At 73.5% G+C, this 20,763-nt stretch carries 15 protein-coding genes and 1 tRNA gene; 12 read left to right on the top strand and 4 right to left on the bottom strand.

Features of this window, described 5'->3' with window-relative positions; genetic code table 11:
- Positions 1-2 precede the first annotated feature (2 nt).
- A complete protein-coding gene (gene cydB / locus NP048_RS11515) occupies positions 3-1,052 on the bottom strand; it encodes a cytochrome d ubiquinol oxidase subunit II (protein ID WP_227575741.1) in 1,050 nt (349 codons plus the stop codon).
- Positions 1,053-1,062: 10 nt separating this feature from the next.
- Positions 1,063-2,586: a cytochrome ubiquinol oxidase subunit I gene (locus NP048_RS11510; RefSeq protein WP_227575740.1), complete on the bottom strand. Its 1,524-nt coding sequence runs from the start codon at positions 2,584-2,586 to the stop codon at positions 1,063-1,065.
- A gap of 470 nt (positions 2,587-3,056) precedes the next feature.
- Here NP048_RS11510 and NP048_RS11505 point away from each other — a divergent pair, with 470 nt between their 5' ends.
- The 12 genes from NP048_RS11505 to NP048_RS11450 all read left to right on the top strand — a co-directional run bounded on the left by NP048_RS11505 (position 3,057) and on the right by NP048_RS11450 (position 15,056).
- Positions 3,057-6,398, top strand: coding sequence for an Rne/Rng family ribonuclease (locus NP048_RS11505; protein WP_227575739.1), 3,342 nt, complete (start codon positions 3,057-3,059; stop codon positions 6,396-6,398).
- 306 nt (positions 6,399-6,704) lie between these two features.
- A complete protein-coding gene (rplU, locus tag NP048_RS11500) occupies positions 6,705-7,013 on the top strand; it encodes a 50S ribosomal protein L21 (RefSeq protein ID WP_227576003.1) in 309 nt (102 codons plus the stop codon).
- A gap of 58 nt (positions 7,014-7,071) precedes the next feature.
- A complete protein-coding gene (gene rpmA / locus NP048_RS11495; protein WP_227575738.1) occupies positions 7,072-7,326 on the top strand; it encodes a 50S ribosomal protein L27 in 255 nt (84 codons plus the stop codon).
- A 108-nt stretch (positions 7,327-7,434) separates the two neighbouring features.
- The gene (gene obgE / locus NP048_RS11490) at positions 7,435-8,952 is read left to right on the top strand and encodes a GTPase ObgE (protein ID WP_227575737.1); all 1,518 of its coding nucleotides are present in this window, start codon (positions 7,435-7,437) and stop codon (positions 8,950-8,952) included.
- Positions 8,953-9,028: 76 nt separating this feature from the next.
- Entirely contained in the window at positions 9,029-10,177 is a 1,149-nt protein-coding gene (proB, locus tag NP048_RS11485; protein WP_227575736.1) for a glutamate 5-kinase, read from the top strand.
- 76 nt (positions 10,178-10,253) lie between these two features.
- Positions 10,254-11,558 (top strand): glutamate-5-semialdehyde dehydrogenase, encoded by a 1,305-nt coding sequence (locus tag NP048_RS11480; RefSeq protein ID WP_227575735.1) that lies wholly within the window; start codon positions 10,254-10,256, stop codon positions 11,556-11,558.
- Positions 11,559-11,684: 126 nt separating this feature from the next.
- Positions 11,685-11,840: a hypothetical protein gene (locus NP048_RS11475; protein WP_227575734.1), complete on the top strand. Its 156-nt coding sequence runs from the start codon at positions 11,685-11,687 to the stop codon at positions 11,838-11,840.
- A gap of 2 nt (positions 11,841-11,842) precedes the next feature.
- Complete coding sequence (gene nadD / locus NP048_RS11470; protein ID WP_227575733.1) at positions 11,843-12,460, top strand: nicotinate-nucleotide adenylyltransferase; 618 nt, start codon at positions 11,843-11,845, stop codon at positions 12,458-12,460.
- A gap of 811 nt (positions 12,461-13,271) precedes the next feature.
- Positions 13,272-13,724 carry a hypothetical protein gene (locus tag NP048_RS11465; protein WP_227575732.1) on the top strand — a complete coding sequence of 151 codons (453 nt, stop codon included), beginning with the start codon at positions 13,272-13,274 and terminating at the stop codon, positions 13,722-13,724.
- A 67-nt stretch (positions 13,725-13,791) separates the two neighbouring features.
- A complete protein-coding gene (gene rsfS / locus NP048_RS11460; protein ID WP_227575731.1) occupies positions 13,792-14,175 on the top strand; it encodes a ribosome silencing factor in 384 nt (127 codons plus the stop codon).
- Complete coding sequence (locus NP048_RS11455) at positions 14,172-14,870, top strand: histidine phosphatase family protein (protein WP_227575730.1); 699 nt, start codon at positions 14,172-14,174, stop codon at positions 14,868-14,870. The genes rsfS and NP048_RS11455 overlap by 4 nt, the downstream gene beginning before the upstream one ends.
- 113 nt (positions 14,871-14,983) lie before the next feature.
- Positions 14,984-15,056: transfer RNA gene (locus NP048_RS11450), tRNA-Ala, on the top strand.
- A gap of 46 nt (positions 15,057-15,102) precedes the next feature.
- On the opposite strand, the gene NP048_RS11445 is transcribed toward NP048_RS11450, so the two are convergent.
- Together NP048_RS11445 and NP048_RS11440 are read right to left on the bottom strand one after the other, a co-directional pair.
- Complete coding sequence (locus tag NP048_RS11445; RefSeq protein WP_227575729.1) at positions 15,103-19,314, bottom strand: hypothetical protein; 4,212 nt, start codon at positions 19,312-19,314, stop codon at positions 15,103-15,105.
- Positions 19,311-20,657, bottom strand: coding sequence for an esterase/lipase family protein (locus tag NP048_RS11440; protein ID WP_227575728.1), 1,347 nt, complete (start codon positions 20,655-20,657; stop codon positions 19,311-19,313). Before NP048_RS11440 ends, NP048_RS11445 begins: the two co-directional genes overlap by 4 nt.
- Positions 20,658-20,763 lie beyond the last annotated feature (106 nt).

Genomic DNA, 20,763 nt, shown 5'->3' with positions numbered 1-20,763 from the left:
GGTCAGGACCGCGAGACGACGCGGGAGAAGGTCAGGCCGGTCGCCTCGGGGATGTGCTCGACGGTCAGGCGCTTGCGGAAGACCCAGTAGGTCCAGCCCTGGTAGAGCAGCACGACCGGGGTGAGGACCGCGGCGACCCACGTCATGACGGTCAGCGTGTAGTCGGTGGACGACGCGTTGTCGACCGTCAGGGAGTTCGCGGGGTCGAACGCGGGCATGACGTCGGGGAACATCGAGCCGAAGATCAGGACGACGGCGGCGACGATGGCGACGGCCGACGCGGTGAACGCCAGGCCCTCGCGACGCACCCGGGTGGCGCCGACGACGAGGACGAGCGCGGCGGCGGCGACGAGCACGGCCGCCCACGTCCAGCCCTTGCCGCTGTACGACAGCTGGGCCCACACCGCCCAGGCACCGGCGACGACGAGCGTGACGACGGAGCTGCGTGCGGCGAACGCGCCGGCGCGCTCGCGCATCTCGCCGTCGACCTTCATCGCCAGGAAGATCGCGCCGTGGGTCAGGAAGATGCTCAGCGTCACGACCCCGCCGAGCAGCGCGAACGGCGACAGCAGCGCGAAGAAGCCCCCGACGTACTGGTGGTTCGCGTCGAGCTCGACACCGCGCACCAGGTTGGCGAACGCGACCCCCCACAGCAGGGCGGGGAGGAACGAGCCGAAGATCAGCGCGCGGTCCGCCCAGCCACGCCAGGTGGGGGAGTCGATCTTGCCGCGCCACTCGAAGGCGACGACGCGCACGATGAGGGCGATGAGGATGAGGAACAACGGCAGGTAGAAGCCCGAGAACAGCGTGGCGTACCACTCGGGGAAGGCGGCGAAGGTCGCGCCGCCCGCGGTCAGCAGCCACACCTCGTTGCCGTCCCAGACGGGGCCGATGGTGTTGATCATCAGCCGGCGTTCCTTCTCCCGGCGGGCCTTGTCGCCCCGGGGCAGGATCGCGAGCAGCATGCCGACGCCGAAGTCGAACCCCTCGAGCACGAGGTAGCCGGTCCACAGCACGGCGATCAGGAGGAACCAGACGACGGGGAGGTCCATGGCGGGCTCCTCAGTAGGCGAAGGACAGCGGACGGTCGGAACCGTCGGCGTCGTCGGCAGGGGGGTTGGCCTCGGGGCTGGGGTCACGCTCGGTGTCGGCGACGCCCTCGACGGCGTACCGCTTCATCAGCCGGAACCAGGCGACCGCGAGCACGCCGTACAGCAGCGTGAACCCGATCATCGAGAACAGGACCATGCCGGGGCTCACGACCTCGCTGACGCCGCGTGCGGTCAGCAGCCAGACGCCGTCGACGCCGGACGCGTCGGGGTTGGGGGCGACGACCCACGGCTGGCGGCCCATCTCGGTGAAGATCCAGCCGAACGCCGAGGCGAGGAACGGGGTCGCAATCGCCGCGAGGCCGAGCCGGCCGAACCACACGTTGCCGGTGACCGAGCCCTTGCGGCGCAGCAGCCACAGCGCGGCCAGCGACAGTGCGGCGGACCCGGCTCCCAGCCCGATCATGAGGCGGAAGGACCAGTACGTGATGGCCAGGTTCGGGTAGAAGCGCGTGTCCTCGTCGACGCCGGACGAGACGCCGTTGGCCTCGTCCCACTCGGCGATCCACTGCGCGTACTCCTCCTGGAGCTCCTCCACGCCGCGGATGGGTGCGTCGAAGTCGTTGGTCGCCAGGAAGGACGTCAGGCCGGGCACCTCGAGGATGTGCTTCACGTTGGCGCAGTCGTTCGTGAGGTCGCCGATCGCCAGGATCGAGAAGGGCGCGCCCTCCTGCGTGGTGCACAGGCCCTCGGCGGCGGCCATCTTGGCGGGCTGCTGCTGGAACATCAGCTTGGCCTGCCAGTCGCCTGACAGCGCCACGCCGGCGCCGGAGACCAGCATGGTCACGAGGCCGAGGACCACCGCGGGGCGGTACACGTCGCGGGCCTTGTCGATCTGCCCCGAGCGCACGAGCCGCACCATCCACCACGCGGCGATGCCGGCGACGAAGGTGCCCGCGGTGAGGAACGCGGCCGCGATGGTGTGCGGGAACGCCGCGAGCAGCGTGGGGTTCGTGAGGACCGCGACGATGTCGGTCATCTCGGCGCGACCGGTCTCGAGGTTGAACGTGGTGCCCACCGGGTGCTGCATCCAGGAGTTGGCCGCGAGGATGAAGTACGCGGACAGGTTCGTCGCGATGGCCACGGCCCAGATGCAGGCGAGGTGGATCTTCTTGGGCAGCTTGTCCCAGCCGAAGATCCACAGCCCCAGGAACGTGGACTCGACGAAGAACGCGGCGAGCGCCTCCATCGCCAGCGGCGCCCCGAAGACGTCACCGACGAACCGCGAGTACTCGGACCAGTTCATGCCGAACTGGAACTCCTGCACGATGCCGGTGGCCACGCCGATCGCGAAGTTGATCAGCAGGAGCTTGCCGAAGAACTTCGTCAGCCGCAGCCAGCGCTCGTTGCCCGTGCGGACCCAGGCGGTCTGCATGATGGCGACGAGCGGCGAGAGCCCGATCGTCAGGGGGACGAAGATGAAGTGGTAGACGGTCGTGATGCCGAACTGCCAGCGGGCCAGGTCGAGGGCGTCCACGGGAGTCTCCGGGCGTGTGCGAGGGCGGTCGTGCTGCCGGGCGGGTCGTGGCGTGCGCCAGGGCGGGCGCGCACCTCGGGGTGCAAGTCCTTCAAATCAACGCTAGGACGGGCAGGTCCGGCCGGGCAGGACGAAGGTCCCGGGTGCTGACGACACGTCGTGAAACTCACCCGTACGCGGACGGCGGATGCGGGGTCCTGTGCGATACTCGTGACTGGTCCTGACGCCCACACCGTCGGGGCCAGTGAGCTCGCCGCAGCAGTGACCGTGCAGGCCAGCCGCCGCCCCGCCCTCGGCGGGCTCCAGCCCGGAGCCCCGAGACGGCCTGGCAGGCGATGGCGCCGGACGGGCGGCAGCCGCAACCGACGACTTCCGTCGCCGCACCGGGTCACACCGGCTGTGAGCGACGACCGACCGCCCGGGGGCGCACGTCGTGTGGGCGGGGCCACCGGTGCTCAGGAGTACGCGCTTTGTCTCCCGTGAACAGCCCCGAGAACGCCGATGCAGCCGACGCCGCCGAGGCGGCCCCCCGCAAGCGTCGTCGCCGAGTCGTCCGTGACGTCGTGACCCCCGGCGCCGACGCGCCCGTCGCGCCCCCCGAGGTCGGGACGGCGGCCCCCGAGCCGTCCGCCGGCGCGGCACCGGTCGCTGCCGAGGTCGCGGCGCCCGAGGTCGCGGCGCCCGAGGTGGAGACGCCCGAGGAGCCGGTGCAGGCGCCCGCGCCGACCCGCGCACGGCGCTCGCGCCGCGTGACCCGCACCGTGGTGCTCGACGACGTCGCCGCACCCGCCACCCAGGACGCGCCGGTGCAGCCCGCGCCGTCGGGCGTCGCCGAGGACCCGGTCGAGGACGAGGAAGCGGCGCAGGCCGCGAGCGAGACCCCGGCGACGGACGACGATCTCGCCGCCGACGACGCCACCGCCGACGACGCTCCGACCGACGAGGTGCCCGCGGACGAGCCGGAGGCGAGCGGCGTCGCGGACGCGCTGGCCGAGGACGCCGCCGAGCGCGCGCCGCGCCGCCGGCGCTCCGGTCGACGTGGTGGCCGCACCGCCCGTTCCGCGCAGGACGCGGACGCGGAGCAGGCCCCCGCCGGCGACGAGCCGGTCGACGAGCCCGCCGGTACGTCGGGCGACGAGCGCCGGGACGGGCCGCTCGACGTGCTCGCCGAGCTGGGCCCCGTGCGGACCGAGGAGCCGGCGCCGCGTGCCCGCATGGCGACGACCGCCCTGCTCTTCCAGGCGGCCGACCCGGAGCCGCGCACGCGCAGGCGCCGGGCGCAGGCCTCGGCGGGGTCCCCGCAGGAGATCTCGGACGCGGCACGCACCGACGTGGACGAGCAGGCCCCCACCGGCGTCGAGGGCTCCGGCGCGGACGCGACCGGCGAGGCTGCTGCGGACAGCGTTCCCGCCGAGGGTTCCGGCCGTGCGCGTCGGCGCCGCGGCGGTCGCGGCCGCAAGGCCCAGGCCGAGGTCGAGGACGAGGCCACGGAGCTCGAGGACCAGGACGACTCCCAGGACGACTCCCAGGACGAGGTGCAGCCGGAGGTCGTGGACGTCGACGGCACCGACGCGGACGGTGACGACGACGGCACCGACGACGACGCGGGTGACGACGACGGCACGTCGCCGCGCCGCCGCCGGCGCCGTGGCGGTCGGGGACGTCGGGGCCGGCCCGACGCGCCGGGCAGCGACGACGCGGCTGACGAGCCTGCCGCGCAGGACGAGCCGGACGCCGAGGCCGAGGCGTCGGCGAGCGAGGACGCGGGCGAGGACGACTCGACCGGGTCCAGCCGGCGTCGGCGGCGGCGTCGGCGTGGTGCCCGCGGCGAGGTCGCCGACGAGCCGCGCCGGCGCTCGAGCGGTGACGAGGTCACGGCGCTGCGGGGGTCGACGCGCCTGGAGGCCAAGCGTCAGCGCCGCCGCGAGGGACGCGACGCGGGCCGACGACGCCAGGTCATCACCGAGGCGGAGTTCCTCGCACGACGCGAGGCGGTCGAGCGCGCGATGGTCGTGCGCGAGGTCGACTCGCGCACCCAGATCGCGGTCCTCGAGGACGGTGTGCTCGTCGAGCACTACGTGTCGAACCAGGCGCAGGCGTCGATGGTCGGCAACGTGTACCTCGGGCGCGTGCAGAACGTGCTGCCGAGCATGGAGGCCGCGTTCGTCGACGTCGGAAAGGGCCGCAACGCGGTCCTGTACGCGGGCGAGGTCAACTGGGACGCCGCCGGGCTCGACGGCGGGCAGCCGCGCCGCATCGAGCAGGCGCTGAAGTCGGGCGACGCGGTCCTGGTCCAGGTGACCAAGGACCCGATCGGCCACAAGGGCGCCCGGCTCACCAGCCAGATCACGCTCGCGGGCCGGTACCTCGTGTACGTGCCCGGTGGCGGTATGACAGGCATCAGCCGCAAGCTGCCGGACATCGAGCGCTCGCGTCTCAAGAAGATCCTGCGCGACCTCGTGCCCGACTCCGCCGGCGTCATCGTGCGCACGGCCGCCGAGGGCGCGACCGAGGAGGAGCTGCGCGCCGACGTCGCCCGTCTGCAGGGCCAGTGGGAGGCGATCGAGAAGAAGCGGAAGACGGCGAACGCCCCCGCACTCCTGCAGGGCGAGCCCGACATGGCGATCCGCGTCGTCCGCGACATCTTCAACGATGACTTCTCGTCGCTCGTCGTGCAGGGTGACGACGCGTGGTCGACGATCTCGACCTACGTGGGCGAGCTCGCACCCGACCTCGCCGCGCGCACCGAGAAGTGGACGGGCACGCAGGACGTCTTCACGGTGCACCGCGTGGACGAGCAGCTCGCCAAGGGCATGGACCGCAAGGTCTGGCTGCCCTCGGGTGGTTCGCTCGTCATCGACCGCACCGAGGCGATGACCGTCGTGGACGTCAACACCGGCAAGTTCACCGGGGCGGGCGGGACCCTCGAGGAGACCGTCACGCGCAACAACCTCGAGGCGGCCGAGGAGATCGTGCGCCAGCTGAGGCTGCGCGACATCGGCGGCATCATCGTCATCGACTTCATCGACATGGTGCTCGAGTCGAACCGCGACCTCGTGCTGCGCAGGCTCGTCGAGTGCCTGGGGCGTGACCGGACCAAGCACCAGGTGGCCGAGGTGACGTCGCTCGGGCTCGTGCAGATGACTCGCAAGCGTGTCGGCCAGGGTCTCGTCGAGGCGTTCAGCGAGACCTGCGAGCACTGCCACGGCCGCGGGTTCATCGTCCACACGGACCCCGTCGGCAAGGGCGGGCGTCCCGAGACGCACACGCAGCCGGCCGCGGAGCCGAGCGAGTCGAAGCGTGCGCGACGCAAGCGCGGCTCCGCCGAGTCCGCCGGTGTGCAGCACGCGACCGTCCCGGTGCTGCCCGAGGCGCGCGAGGCGGTCAAGGCGACGCTCGCGACGATCGCCGCAGCCGCTGCGCACGCGCACGAGCACGGGGTCGCGCCGGAGGAGCTCGACGCGCCCGCTGAGGCCGACGACGCCCCGGCGGGCGGCACGCCCACGGACGGCGCGCAGGCTCCTGACGCCACGCGAGGCGCCGGCACGCGGCGGCTGGGGACGCTCGACGTCATGGCGGAGCTGGGCTCTACGGGCGTCCCGCCTGCCGCGACGGCAGCCCCGGTGGCCGCCACGGCCGACGCCAGGGCCGTCGAGACGGACGCGCCGCTCGCGCTGCACGCGGTCGCCCCCGAGGTGTTCGAGGACGCCGACGGGGAGCCGGAGGCCGACGGTGCGCCCGACGCCGACGGCACGCCTCCGGCGGCGACCGATCCGACGACGGACGGCGCACCCGCGCCGACCGACGGCTGACCCGTCGCGCGACCACCGACCCACAGGGCGGGCCCGCCGCGCTCGTTTGACCGGGCGCGAGCGGGTCCGTACCCTAGAACGTCGGTGCGTCGCGCGCGTGCCGGGAGCCGTGCGTGCCAGGTTCCCCGAGGATTCTCGGGGTGGGCGTACGCAGGTCCCGGCGCAGGCGCCGCGGATGACACCGCCGACGCGAACCCCCTGCCTCGTGGCTGGGCGGTGCGCGGGTACCGGCGGGGCCGCGGCACCGACGAGCAGGACGCACGAAGCACCGATGAGCAGGTCCGACGAGCAGAGATGAGCAGCAACGTGGTGTACGCGATCGTGAAGGCTGGCGGCCGCCAGGAGAAGGTCGCCGTCGGCGACGTCGTCGTCGTCGACCGCCTCGCCGCCGGGGCGGGTTCGTCGGTCCAGCTGCCGGCGCTCCTGCTCGTCGACGGCGAGAAGGTCACGACCGATGCCGAGGCCCTGGCCAAGGTGACGGTGACGGCGGAGGTCGTGCGGGACGAGAAGGGTCCCAAGATCGACATCCTCAAGTACAAGAACAAGACCGGCTACCGCAAGCGCCAGGGTCACCGCCAGAAGCTGACCCGCCTGAAGGTCACCGGCATCAAGTGAGCCCGCGCCGCTCACGCGGCCGTATCCCTTTTCGCAGCACCCGGAGAGCAGGTCTGTCATGGCACACAAGAAGGGCGCGAGCTCCTCGCGCAACGGTCGCGACTCGAACGCCCAGCGCCTCGGCGTGAAGCGCTTCGGCGGTCAGGTCGTCAAGGCCGGCGAGATCATCGTCCGCCAGCGCGGCACCCACTTCCACCCCGGCGACAACGTCGGCCGTGGCGGGGACGACACCCTGTTCGCGCTGACCGCCGGTTCGGTGGCGTTCGGCACGCGTCGTGGCCGCAAGGTCATCGACGTCGTCGCGTCCCTCTGAGGTCGCGACACACCCCAGCTTCACGGTCGGAGGGGCGCACCGGTCCGGTGCGCCCCTTCGGCGTATGAACGATCGAGATCTGCATCCGCAGACGAAGGAGGTCCAGCCGTGGCGACGTTCGTCGACCGTGTCGTGCTGCACGCGACCGGCGGTGACGGTGGGCACGGCTGTGCATCCATCCACCGCGAGAAGTTCAAGCCGCTCGCCGGCCCCGACGGCGGCAACGGCGGCAACGGCGGGTCGGTGATCGTCGAGGTCGATCCGCAGGTGACCACGCTGCTGCCGTTCCACCACCAGCCGCACCGGCGCGCCGCGTCGGGCACCCAGGGGATGGGCGACCACCGCAGCGGGTCGACGGCCGAGGACCTCGTGCTGCCGGTCCCGGACGGCACGGTCGTCAAGTCGCCCGACGGCACGGTCCTCGCGGACCTCGTCGGAGCGGGTTCGCGGTACGTCGTCGCGGCCGGTGGTCGCGGGGGCCTCGGCAACGCGGCGCTCGCGTCGCCGCGACGCAAGGCGCCCGGGTTCGCCCTCCTCGGTGAGCCGGGCGACGAGGCCCAGGTCGTGCTCGAGCTCAAGACCATCGCCGACGTCGCGCTGGTCGGCTTCCCCTCGGCGGGCAAGTCGAGCCTCGTCGCGGCCATCTCCGCGGCGCGGCCGAAGATCGCCGACTACCCGTTCACGACCCTCGTGCCGAACCTCGGCGTCGTCCAGGCCGGTGACTTCCGCTACACGGTGGCCGACGTGCCGGGGCTCATCCCCGGGGCGTCGCAGGGCAAGGGCCTCGGTCTGGAGTTCCTGCGGCACATCGAGCGGTGCGCGGTCGTCGTCCACGTGCTCGACTGCGCGACGCTCGAGTCGGGGCGCGACCCCGTCTCCGACCTCGACGTGATCGAGGCGGAGCTCGCCGCGTACTCCGAGGACCTCGAGGTCGCTGCGGGCGGGGTGCCGCTCGTCGAGCGTCCCCGCGTCGTCGTCCTCAACAAGATCGACGTGCCCGAGGCGCGCGAGCTGGCCGACCTGGTCCGCGCCGAGCTCGAAGCCCGCGGCCTTCCGGTCTTCGAGATCTCCGCGGCCTCCCACGAAGGGCTCCGGGCCCTGACGTTCGCCCTGGCCGAGCGTGTCGGGGCGGCGCGCCGTGCCGCCCCCGTCGCCGAGGCGACGCGCGTCGTGCTGCGCCCGCGTGCCGTCGACGACTCGGGCTTCACGGTCAAGCGCCGCGAGGGCGGCGGTCAGGTGTGGTTCTCCATCCGCGGCGAGAAGCCCGAGCGGTGGGTGCGCCAGACCGATTTCTCGAACGACGAGGCCGTCGGCTACCTCGCCGACCGGCTGGCCCGCGCGGGGGTCGAGGACGCGCTCTACAAGGCCGGCGCCGTCGCGGGCGACGAGGTGCGCATCGGACCGGACGAGAACTCGGTCGTGTTCGACTGGGAGCCCACGCTGCTGACCGGTTCGGAGCTGCTCGGTGGGCCCCGCGGCAGCGACCTGCGCCTCGAGGACCGGTCGCGGCCCACCCGCGGCCAGAAGCGTCGCGAGTACACCGAGCGCATGGACGCCAAGGCGGCCGCGCGCGCGGAGATGTGGACGGAGCGCGAGCAGGGCGTCTGGACGGACCCGGACGCCTGACGACGGCCTCCCGGGCGTGCTCACAGCACGTCCGGGAGCCGGTCGCTGCACGAAGCGGCCCACGCGGCGAGGCATCATGGGTGCCGTGAGTGCCGCCGCCCTGTCGGGACGTGACCAGCTGCCCGGCGCGAGCCGCATCGTCGTCAAGGTCGGTTCGTCGTCCCTGACGACGACCGACGGGCACCTCGACCCGCAGCGGCTGGCAGCCGTGGTCGACCTGCTCGCGGCACGTCGTGCCGCCGGCACGCAGGTGGTGCTGGTGTCCTCCGGCGCCATCGCGGCGGGCATCGGCCCGCTCGGTCTGGCCGCACGGCCGCGTGACCTCGCCACGCAGCAGGCGGCCGCGTCGGTGGGGCAGGGGCTGCTCGTCGCGCACTACACCCGGGCCTTCGCGGCGCACGGCACGACGGTCGCCCAGGTGCTGCTCACGGCGGAGGACACGTGGCGCCGCGGCCAGTACCGCAACGCGCACCGCGCGCTGACCCGGCTGCTGGACCTGGGTGTCGTGCCCATCATCAACGAGAACGACGCCGTGGCGACCGACGAGATCCGCTTCGGTGACAACGACCGGCTTGCGGCGCTCGTGTCCCACCTGGTCCACGCGGACGCGCTCGTACTGCTCACGGACGTCGACGCGCTGTACACGGGGCCGCCCTCACGCTCGGGGTCGGAACGCATCGGTGAGGTGCGCACGCTGAGCGAGATCCAGGGGATCGACGTCACGGCGCGCGGCAGCGCGGTGGGCACGGGCGGCATGGTCACCAAGCTCGAGTCGGTGGCCATCGCGACGCAGTCGGGCATCCCCGTGCTCCTCACGTCGGTCGCGCACGCCGCGGCGGGCCTGGCCGGTGCCGACGTGGGCACCTGGTTCGCGGCGACGGGACGCCGCCGCTCGATCCGCCTCCTGTGGCTGGCGCACGCCGCGCGGACGCGAGGCCGTCTCGTGCTCGACGAGGGCGCTGTGCGTGCGGTCGTCGAGCGGCGCACGTCGCTGCTGCCGGCCGGGGTCACGGCCGTCGAGGGCGTGTTCGAGGCCGGGGACCCGGTCGAGCTGGTCGACCCGGGAGGCGAGGTCGTCGCCCGTGGCCTCGTCGCGTACGGCGCCGAGGAGGTGCCGCAGCTGCTGGGGCGCAGCACGAGGGACCTGCGCGCAGCGCTGGGGCCGGGGTACGACCGTGAGCTCGTGCACCGCGACGACCTCGTCCTCGTGCGTCGACGCCGCTGAGCGCACCACCGGGTGCCACCCGCCCGAGGTGCGGACGGTCGCCGTCCCGGGGGCGTGCGCGGCTAACCTGGACGCCATGACCACGTCGCTGGAGCAGTCGACGCCCGCCGTCCTGGACGACCCCGAGGTCGCCGTCCTCGCCGTCGCACGTCGGGCGCGGGAGGCCTCGCGTGCGCTCGCGACCGCGACCCGTGCCACGAAGGACGCCGCCCTGCGCGCGCTGGCCGACGCGCTCGTCGGCGCGACCGACCGCGTCCTGGCCGCGAACGCCCAGGACCTGGAGCGCGGACGCGCCAACGGCATGTCGCCCGGGTTGCTCGACCGCCTCGCGCTGACCCCCGAGCGCGTCGCCGCGATCGCCGACGCCCTGCGTGAGCTCGCGGCGCTGCCCGACCCCGTGGGCGAGGTCGTGCGCGGTTCCACCCTGCCCAACGGGCTCCGGCTGCAGCAGCTGCGGGTGCCGATGGGCGTCGTCGGGATGATCTACGAGGCACGCCCCAACGTCACGGTGGACGCCGCCGGACTCGCGCTGAAGAGCGGCAACGCGGTGATCCTGCGCGGTGGCTCGGCGGCCGCGAGCAGCAACGAGGTCGTCGTCGAGGTCCTCGCGGACGCCCTTGTCGCCCAGGGGCTGCCGGGGGACCTGGTGCAGTCGGTGGACGCGTGGGGCAGGCCCGGCGCGGTGGCCCTGATGCACGCGCGCGGCCTGGTCGATGTGCTCGTGCCCCGCGGTGGCGCCGACCTCATCGCGACCGTCGTGCGGGAGGCAACGGTCCCGGTCATCGAGACCGGGGTCGGCAACTGCCACCTGTACGTGGACGCGAGCGCGGACCAGGCCGACGCCCTGGCCATCCTGCTCAACTCCAAGACGCAGCGCGTCGGGGTGTGCAACGCGGTGGAGACGTTGCTGGTGCACCGCCAGGTCGCCGACACGTTCCTGCCGTCCGCGCTCGCGGCGCTCACGCAGGCGGGGGTGACGGTGCATGGGGACGACGCGACGCTGCTCCGGGCACCGCAGGGGTCGAGCACCGCCCCGGCGACGGACGCGGACTGGGGGACCGAGTACCTGTCCCTCGACCTCGCGGTGCGTGTGGTCGACGGCCTGCACGCGGCGATCGAGCACGTGCGGCAGTGGTCGACAGGTCACACGGAGGCGATCGTCACGCAGGACCTGCGCGCCGCCGAGCGGTTCGTCGCCGAGGTCGACGCCGCCGCGGTGATCGTCAACGCGTCGACGCGGTTCACCGACGGCGGCCAGTTCGGCCTGGGTGCGGAGATCGGTATCTCCACGCAGAAGCTCCACGCGCGTGGTCCGATGGGCCTGGCCGAGCTCACGACGACCAAGTGGGTCGTGCACGGCGACGGCCACGTCCGCCCCTGACAGGGTGTCGTGGCGTGGTCCGGGCTCCCAGCGCTGCGTGCGACACTGTGTCGTTGCGGCACCGGAGGACCGAAGCGCGCCGCGACGACCACGCAAGAGACCTTTGAGGACCAGCCGGAGGACGATGTGCACGCCACCCTGATCGCCGCAGCCGAGACGGCCGCCGAGCACTCCGATGCGCTGCCCTTCGCGCCCGCCGTCTTCGGCGTCGGCGCCTTCGCCGGGCTCTTGGCGATGCTGCTGGTCACGTACGCCTTCCGGTCCGTCGGGACGCGCCACTGACGGTGCCGGCCACCGTCGAGGTCCCCAGCCGCCCACGCCTCGGTGTGATGGGCGGCACGTTCGACCCCGTGCACCACGGGCACCTGGTGGCGGCGAGCGAGGTCGCCGCCCGGTTCGAGCTCGACGAGGTCGTGTTCGTCCCGACGGGCAACCCCACGTTCAAGCAGCACGTCGACGTGTCGCCCGCCGAGCACCGCTACCTCATGACCGTGATCGCGACCGCGTCGAACCCCCGGTTCACCGTGAGCCGCGTCGACATCGACCGCGCGGGCCTGACCTACACGGTCGACACCCTCCGTGACCTCAAGGACGAGCGTCCGGACGCCGACCTCTTCTTCATCACCGGTGCCGACGCCATCGCGCAGATCCTGACGTGGAAGGATGCTGCCGAGCTGTTCGACATGGCGCGGTTCGTGGCGGTGACCCGTCCGGGCCACGCGCTGTCGGTGGAAGGCCTGCCCGCCGGGCGGGTCGACGTGCTGGAGGTCCCCGCCCTGGCGATCTCCTCCTCCGACGTCCGTGCGCGTGCGCGTGCAGGGGCGCCGGTGTGGTACCTCGTCCCGGACGGGGTTGTCCAGTACATCGCCAAGCACAGGTTGTATCGAGGTCGTCATGAGTGAACCCGGAGAGCGTCGTCGCCGTCGTGAGATGGAGCGTGCGGCCCAGGACGGTGGCCAGGTCCCCGATGGCCCGTCCTCCCCGCCCGCGGGGGACGACGCGGCCGCACCGAGCTCGCGTCGTGCCATGCGCAGCAGGCTGGTGACGCCACCAGTCGGCACCTCGTCGGCGGGGCCGACGGGGACACCGGCGTGGTCGTCCGGACCTGGACAGCAGCCAGCGCGACCCGGACCGGTATCCGCCGGCCCCGCGACGCCCCGGCCCGTCTCGCCGAGCCCGTCGACGCCGGCGCCCGCTGCCGGTGACGGCTCCCGCTCGCGGCGGTCGTACCGCGACTCGGCGCTGGACCCGACGTCCGCGCCGCGCGCGGCGACGCCCCGCCCGGCCCCGGCCCCGTCGGCGCAGCAGCGGGCTGCCTCAGCACCCGCGCCGCGGCCCGCACCGGCCCCGGCGCCGGCACCCACGCAGGGTGCACCCGCGTGGGGTGCGCGGGGACCCTCGTCGTCCGACGCCCGCACGACGCCACGGCCGCCGGCTGCTGCGCCCGCGCCCGCACCGGCCTGGGGCCAGCCGTCCGCGGCACCCGCGACGTCGGCCCGGCCCGTGGAGGGATCCGGTTGGGGTCGTGAGAGCGCCGCTGCGCCCGCGTCCGGCGCGCCCAGCTGGGTGGGCGGTGCGACGGCCGCTCCGGCCACACCGCCGCGCACGTCCGCCTGGGGTGCAGGGACGTCGGCACCGCCGGCGCCCACGCCCTCCGCCTGGACCCCGTCGACCCCCGCGGCAGCGCCGGCGCAGCCGCCTGCGGCGCCGTCGGTGACGTCCTTCCGGGCGGAGCCGGTCGCGGCCCCGGCGCCGGTGAGCGCGGCGCCGTCACTCTGGACGCCGGGTGGGCCGCCGGCCGCCGCGACGGCCCAGCCGGACGCGGCAGGTTCGTCGGCTCCCGCGGCGGAGCAGCCGGCCGAGGTCTGGCCGCGCCCGCCCGGCGCGACGCCGCCCGCCGACGAGAAGCCCGCTCCGCCGTGGGCCGCGGCGCGTTCCGCCGGCGCGACGCACGACGACGACCTGGACGACGAGGACGACGACGACGAGCCGTCGCGCCGCCTGCACCCCTACACCTGGTTGCACGTGCTCGTCCTGGCCGTCGTGGCGTTCGTGCTCGGCTTCCTCATCATGCTGCTCGTCATCCAGACGCGCCCCGACGGCGGGGGAGCCGAGGCGCAGTCTGCGCCCGCGATCGCCACCGTCGTCGCGGCCGTACCCGCCTGACGTCTCCGCACGCCCGCGGCGTCGCGCCATCCGGTCGACGCCGTCCCCCCGAACACGAGGAGCCCACGTGCCCGCGAGCACCCGCGCGATCGAGCTGGCCCATGCGGCCGCGCGCGCCGCATCCAACCTCAAGGCGCAGGAGATCATCGCGCTCGACGTGAGCGAGCAGCTCGTCCTGACCGACGTCTTCCTCATCGCCTCCGGCACCAACGAGCGGCAGGTCGGCGGCATCGTCGACGCCGTCGAGGAGGCGCTGCACCACCTGGGTGCCAAGCCGGTGCGCCGCGAGGGCAAGGCGCAGGGGCGCTGGGTGCTCATCGACTTCGGCGAGATCGTCGTGCACGTGCAGCACGCCGAGGACCGCGTCTACTACGCCCTCGAACGGCTCTGGAAGGACTGCCCGCTCATCGAGCTCCCCGCCGAGGAGCGGGGCGAGCAGGCGGACGCGTGACCCAGCGTCTGCTGCTCTGGCGGCACGCCCGCACCGCGTACAACTCCCAGGCGCGGCTGCAGGGCCAGATCGACATCCCGCTGGACGAGGTGGGCCACTGGCAGGCCCGGACGTCGGCGGCCCGGCTGGCGGTCCGGCACCGGCCGGCGCGCATCGTCGCGTCCGACCTGACGCGTACCGTGGAGACGGCGACGTACCTGAGCCGCGCGCTCGACGTCCCGGTCGAGCTCGACCCCCGGCTGCGTGAGCGGGCCTTCGGCGCCTGGGAGGGCCTGACCGGTCAGGAGATCGAGGTCGGCTGGCCGGGGGAGTTCACGGCGTGGCGGGCGGGCGGCGACCCGGCGGGGGTGGGTGCCGAGTCGCGCGCCGACGTGGCCGCGCGCGTGTCGGCGGCTGTGCGGGACCATGTGGCTCGCACCCCCGGGCGCGGTGACGTGGTGATCGTGTCGCACGGTGCCGCACTGGGCTCGCTCGTGGCGGAGCTGCTCGGCCAGGCCCCCGCATGGCGTGGCCTGGTCGGCATGCACAACGCCCACTGGGCGGAGATGACGACGTCGGGCCCCGACGTGGAGCCCGCCTGGCGGTTGCTCGGCTACAACATCGGACCGACCGACGCGTCGTCCGACTGGAATGCCGGGCCCGACCCGGAGCCGGCCGAGCGGGACGCGGACGACGCGACCCGAGACCCGGACTGACGACGCGTCGCACGTCACACCGCGGTCGCCGGGACGCGATTGGCGCTTCGCCGCTCGTTCGTCCTAGACTCTCGGGGCGCCCCCAGGGGCGTCGAGGTCCGCTCGCGGGCCACGGGGCTGTGGCGCAGCTGGTAGCGCACCTGCATGGCATGCAGGGGGTCAGGGGTTCGAGTCCCCTCAGCTCCACCGAAGCACGAAGGCCTCCCTCCGCACGGAGGGAGGCCTTCGTGCTTCATGTGCCGTCCGGCTGTCGTTCGCGGAGCCACCCGGCGTGGCGTCGGAGCTGCGCCTTCTCGTCACGGGCCCGCGGGGTCGCTGCCGCCAGGTCGGTGCTCACGTCGACGGCGATCCCGCCGTCCTCGAACGCGACGTGGAGATGGCTGCCGTCGATCAGCATGGCGAGGACCTTGCGGCGTGCCAGCGGGTAGGTGGCGACGCGCCGAGCGGAAGCCTGGTCGACCACCCAGACGCCGACGTGACGGCTGCCCGCGGTCGCGAGCAGGCGCTGCCCTTCCGGGCCCGAACCGAAGGCCACGCGCGTGATGCCAGGTTCTGGGACAGAGGCGATCACCTCGCCTGACGCACCCTCGACAAGCATGAGCTCGGCCATGGTCAGGAGTGCAGCCACGTCGGTGCCCGACCACGTCCCTGAGACGATGTCGGCGATGTGGCTCCCTGTCGGGCGGGACCAGACCAGCTGTGGTTGGTGGGTCAGTCCGTCCTCGTCGGTGACCCGCCAGGCTTCGGCAGCGCACCTCATCTCACGGGGGAAGTCGCACTCGCCCCTCTGCAGGTGCAGCACGCCCGTCCCGGAGAGTTCGAGGAGGGCAGCAGGGTTCCGCTTCCTCGGAGCCATCAGCGTCCTTCTCCGCGTGCCCAACGCGCACACTTCGGTGCGTGGGCCGACAGACGTGACGAGGACTGCATCGCCGGGTGCTTCAGCGACGTCGGTGATGTGGGCGAGACGCTCGGACGGGTCGGTCGCCAGCTCAGGGTCGATCGCGAGCTCACCCATGAGCTCGCCGGTGTCGGCGTCCCAGACGGCTCGCCCTTGGGCGACGACTGAACGACCTGACCGGAGCCGCCGGGCGACGACCGGATGGGGGAGGAAGCGATTGTGGCCGAGCAGTCGTCGAGCGGTGGCGGACACGAGCACGAGGCGCTCGTCCCTCAACGTCTCTGCGAGTTGCGGGCCGTGCCCTGTCACCAGGTAGGCGGCGTCCTGCGCGAGGGCCGAGCGTTCGCGTCTGGTGTCCAGCCCAGACGCGTGGTCCCAGAGCTTGAGCTTCGAGCTGTCCGCCGTCACCGCGAGAGTTCGCTCGACCGAGTGGCCCAGCGCGATCGGGCTGGCGATCGAGGACGCAGCGGGCACGATGCGAGGAACGGAGGAGCCGAACGGATCGACGAACCAGACGCGGTCGTCGACGCTGACGACCAGTTCTCCGCCCGCTCCCCATCGAAGCTCGCGGATGAATGCGCCCGTCCGAGCTACCGTCCATGCGCTCTGGATGCCGGATGGGTCCGCCACGACGACTGCGCCTGCGAGCGTGCCTACTGCGACCCAGGGTCGGCCGTTGACGACACCGGCCTCGACCTCGCCCGCGCTGACGTCCGGGACGAGCCGCCTGCGCCGGCCGCCCGCGACGTCGACGAGATCCACACCGAAGCGACCGGAGACGACGATCACGTCCCGGCCGTCGACGCTCGTGAGGTCGGCCTGCCTCACCTCACCGGTGTCGAACGACGCCACCACCTCTTGGCTCAGGAGGACGCGGAGCCGGACTCCCGTGGTGCGCGGGACGAGGGAGTCGGCGCGCTCGTCGGCGGCGTCGAGGGACAGGATCGCCAGCCGGCCGTCGACCATCGTCCGGAGTCGCGTGAACTCGCCAAGATCCGCCGCCAGCACGTCGCCCGTGGTGGCGTCGAAGAGCGTCGGTGCGCCCTTGCTCCGGGTGACGGCAGGCCGGCCACCGGGGAGTGTGACCCACCACAAGCGGTCCGAGGGCTCGACGGACGTTGTCCTCGTCGGGAAGATCACGGGTCCCCATGGCGCCCCGGTCAGCGGGTCCCAGAACCGGATCGTGGCCCAAGGATTCCTCGTCACGGCGGCCACCACCGCGCGGCCGTCCTCGAGGCGGCCGGACGCCAGGCTGGTGACCCGGCCGGCGGCCTCGATCGCGACATGCACCGTCGACGCCTGCAGGTCTGCGTGCACGACGCGCGGGTCGTGCATGCCCTCGCCCTCGACTCCGAGCTGGTGCGCGCAGATCGTCCGGAGGAAGGCCCGCCCGGGTCCGTCGAGGGCTGCGAGCGCGTCCGCCTCCATCATCGTCACCGCGACCAGTGGCGGCGGTGCCTGCCGACCGAGAAGCATCCGCAGCCCTTCCCCGCGCACCGTCAGCGGGTCGAGCGCCGCGAGGAGGCCGGGGTGCTCGACGGCGAAGCGATCCCAGTCGTCTGCCGCGCTCACGTGCTCGGCGAGATGGCTGCGCACGTACGGCGTGGGGTGAGCACCATCCGGCTCGAGCGAGCAGAGTCCCGCGACGATGCGGGCCTCGTCGGATGCGGGAGACGTCGGTGGGCGCTGGGCCGACCGACCGTCATCACCGGAGTCCACCACGCGGAAGAAGTCCACGAAGGTGCGGTGAGCGAGCCTGTAGACGGCCTCGCGCCCCTCGCTGCTCTCCATGACGTAGGGAGCGGCGTCGCGCAGCGCTGCCGCGACGTGCACGTCGGTCACGTCCTCGCCCGACAGCGCGCTGGTGACCGTCGCCCACACGTTGCCGGAGCGCGGGAACCCTCCGCCGCGCGCGTAGGCGAGGCACCTCACCAGTGCGGCGGTGCGCTCGTCATGGTGCTGCAGGCGCTCGAACGCGTGCGCGAAGAGTCCGCGGTGCCCCCGGCTGAGCACGTCGGCGAGGGCGTCGTCGTCGTGACCGAGCCCAGGCTCGGCGATGATCTCGTGCACGGCCAGCCGGGCGAACAGGAACGGTTGCTGATGTGCCGCGACCTGTCGTGCCACGGCCTCGACGCGCTCGCGGGGAAGGCTGCTGCCCGCCAGGAGGAGCCGGTCGGTCACGTACTGCTCGACGGCTCCGGGCTCGCGTTCCAGGTGCAGCCGGGTCATCGGGCCGAGCGCGTCCGCCAGGGCCTGGTCCACCGGTGCGGGGTCGTCCGGGTCCTCGTGCAGGGACTGCCGCGTCCCGACCAGCACCCGCACCCTCGGCAACGCGGCGATCTTCGCCAGGAGCGACGCGACGGTGAACGGGTCGCGGCACTCGTCGAGTGCGTCCGCGACGACGGTCAGAGGTCCGCGTCGGGCCAGTGCGCCGACCAGCCCGTCCGGCGAGTGCGCACCGGTAGCGCCCAGCAGGTGGGCGAGCTCTGCCGTGACCTCGCCGATCGTCAGACCGGACAGGTGGATCGCGGCGTCGACGGGGACGTCGGTGGGTCGCAGGTCGTCGGCAAGCGGCGCGTGCCCGGCGGCGTCCAGGGCGGCGAGCACGCTCTCGTCGGTGCTGGCCAGCACCATGCCGATCAGGGCGGACTTGCCGGCGCCCGGCTCGCCGGTCACCGCGTACATCCCCCGGCGCGCTTCGCGCAGCCACGCCGTGATCCTGCGACGTTCCGTCACCCTGCCCGTGAAGTGCCATGCCGGCGTGCCGATCTCGCTGCCCTGGGCGCGGGCGTAGAAGTGGTTGCGCAGCGCGGCCGGTGCGTCCGCCAGCACCTGGCGCAGCTCGGCGTAGACGTCGAGCGGGGCCGTGAAGGTCGGGCCCTCGGACCGGCTCGGGAAGCTCGCCGTCGGCGAGAACTGGGCGTGCACCCGCGGTGGCCACCCGAGCCGGGCGCTCAGCCGCTCGACCAGGACGTTGAGACGGACGCCGGCCGTCTCGTTGGGCCCGAAGCTGTCCAGCACGGTCTCGAGCTCCTCGGTGAACCGGCCGGCGAACGCCGCGCCGTCCCCGGTGCCGACGATGCCGAAGTTGGCCGGGGCGTCCTGGAACCCGCGGAACACGTCCCACGCACCGCGCTGAGATGCGCAGGTGTCGAGCACGACCAGCACCCACCGGTCGGAGTCGGCGGCGGCAAGGCGCCGCACGCGCTCCTGGAGCGCCTTGCGCAGCATGTCGGAGTCCATGCCGGTGAACGAGTTCAGCCGCGCGTCGCTGTCGGCGAGAGCGGCGACGTAGCTCTCGCCGTACGTCCCGTGCCCGATCCAGTAGATGACGTGCGAGACGTCGTCGCTCGCCCGCAGGAACTCCTTCCACAGGCTGCCGATCTGTTCGGTGGTGGCGCGCGGGGTCCAGTCCTCGACGTCGAACCCGTGCCGGGTGAAGCTCTTGACCACCTGCCGTCTGCACGGCTCGGCCTCGTCGACCCGCCACGCGGACACCTTCGGGTACGACGACAGGCCGACCGTGATCAGCCGGAGGCTGCTCATGCGCCGACGAGGAGGACGTCGGACACCGGCGACCACCCACCGGAACGGACCTCGACGCGGTGCAGCCCGGGGGGCAGGCCTTCGTGGCGGAAGACGACACGGCCGTCACCGAGGACGTGCCCGGCCCAGCGCGCAGGCCCGCCGGACTCGAGGTAGGTGCTCGTCACGGCGACGTCGCCGAAGCCCTCCGCTCCCGTCACCACGACTTCGAGCACCTCGCCGGGCGCCGCGACGTCGGGGATGTCCGCACCGACCGCGCCGGTGCCCAGGGGCGGCGCCGAGGACCGGCCGAGCAGCTTGTCCACGACGAACGTCCTCGCCTCCGAGGTCTTCGCCAGCGGGCCGTGGTGCTGTGGCAGGGCGAAGGCGGCCGAGCCGAGGGGCGCCGCCGCCCCGCGGTACACGGTCGCGTCGCCGCGGTGGTCGACCCCGAGCAGCGACGGCAGGAAGGTGGCGTCGCCGGATGCGAGGCGGACGCTCTGCGCGGTCGGCTGCTCGGCGCCGACGAGCGCGTGCAGCTCGTAGGGCAACGGCTGCTCGGAGCGCAGACCCAGCCGGTCCCACCGGCTCTGCGACTCCGTGGCGAGCTCGCCGTCGGCGTCGAGCGCCACCAGGTCGGCGGTGTCGAGGCTCCGCAACGTGCCGCCGTCGTCGACGCACCGGTACCGGGGAAGGAGGTCGTACAGGCCCGGGCAGGTCCGGGCGAGCGCCCGGGCGGCGGCGGGAGGGATCAGCAGCGGCGCGCCGCGACCGGCCACCAGGGTCTGCACGGCCTTGACGGCGCCGAAGTACGGCGTGCCCAGCGTGACGACCTGACGCAGGACCTCGGCCAGCCCGTGGTGCCTGGCGGCCTGCAGCGTCACGAGACCTCCCATCGAGTGCGCCACGATCGTCAAACGGACGTCGTCCGGGTCGCCGAGCCTCTCGTCCCGGACCTGCGTACGCCACCGCTCGAGGTGCGCGAAGCCCGCGGATGCGAGGCGCGGTGCCGAGACGTCGATGCCGAGGCGCCAGTCGTAGGGGAACTCGGCGACCGCTGCGGGTGCTGCCGCGCGCCCGCACAGCTGCCTCAGCAGGTCCGTGTAGGGCTCCACCCCGCGCAGGACCGGCATGAAGGCCGGCGCGCGCAGCAGGCGTGTCGGGCGCAGCCGGGTCGAGCCGGCCCGCTCCTCCTCGGTCACGTGCAGCTCCGTGGTGCGGCCGCCGAGCCAGCGCTGGGCCGCGAGCGACGGGGCGAGGCCCCAGACGACCCTGTCCTCGGCGTCGCGCAGCTCGCTGCCCATCGTGCCCGGCACCACGAGGACGGCGTCGAGGATCGTCGGCCGACTGCTCCGCGTCGCCATCGTCGCCTCCTGTGCGCCGTCCGCCGTCGTCCCGGGACGCTCAGCATGGCGCTCGACGTCGATGCCGGCCAGGGCGCGACGAGCATGTCGTGGTGCGACGAGGTGG

The sequence above is a fragment of the Cellulomonas xiejunii genome, assembly GCF_024508315.1.
Taxonomy (GTDB): domain Bacteria; phylum Actinomycetota; class Actinomycetes; order Actinomycetales; family Cellulomonadaceae; genus Cellulomonas; species Cellulomonas xiejunii.
Note: the sequence above shows the minus strand (reverse complement) of the source record. Positions and strands in the feature narration are given on the sequence as shown.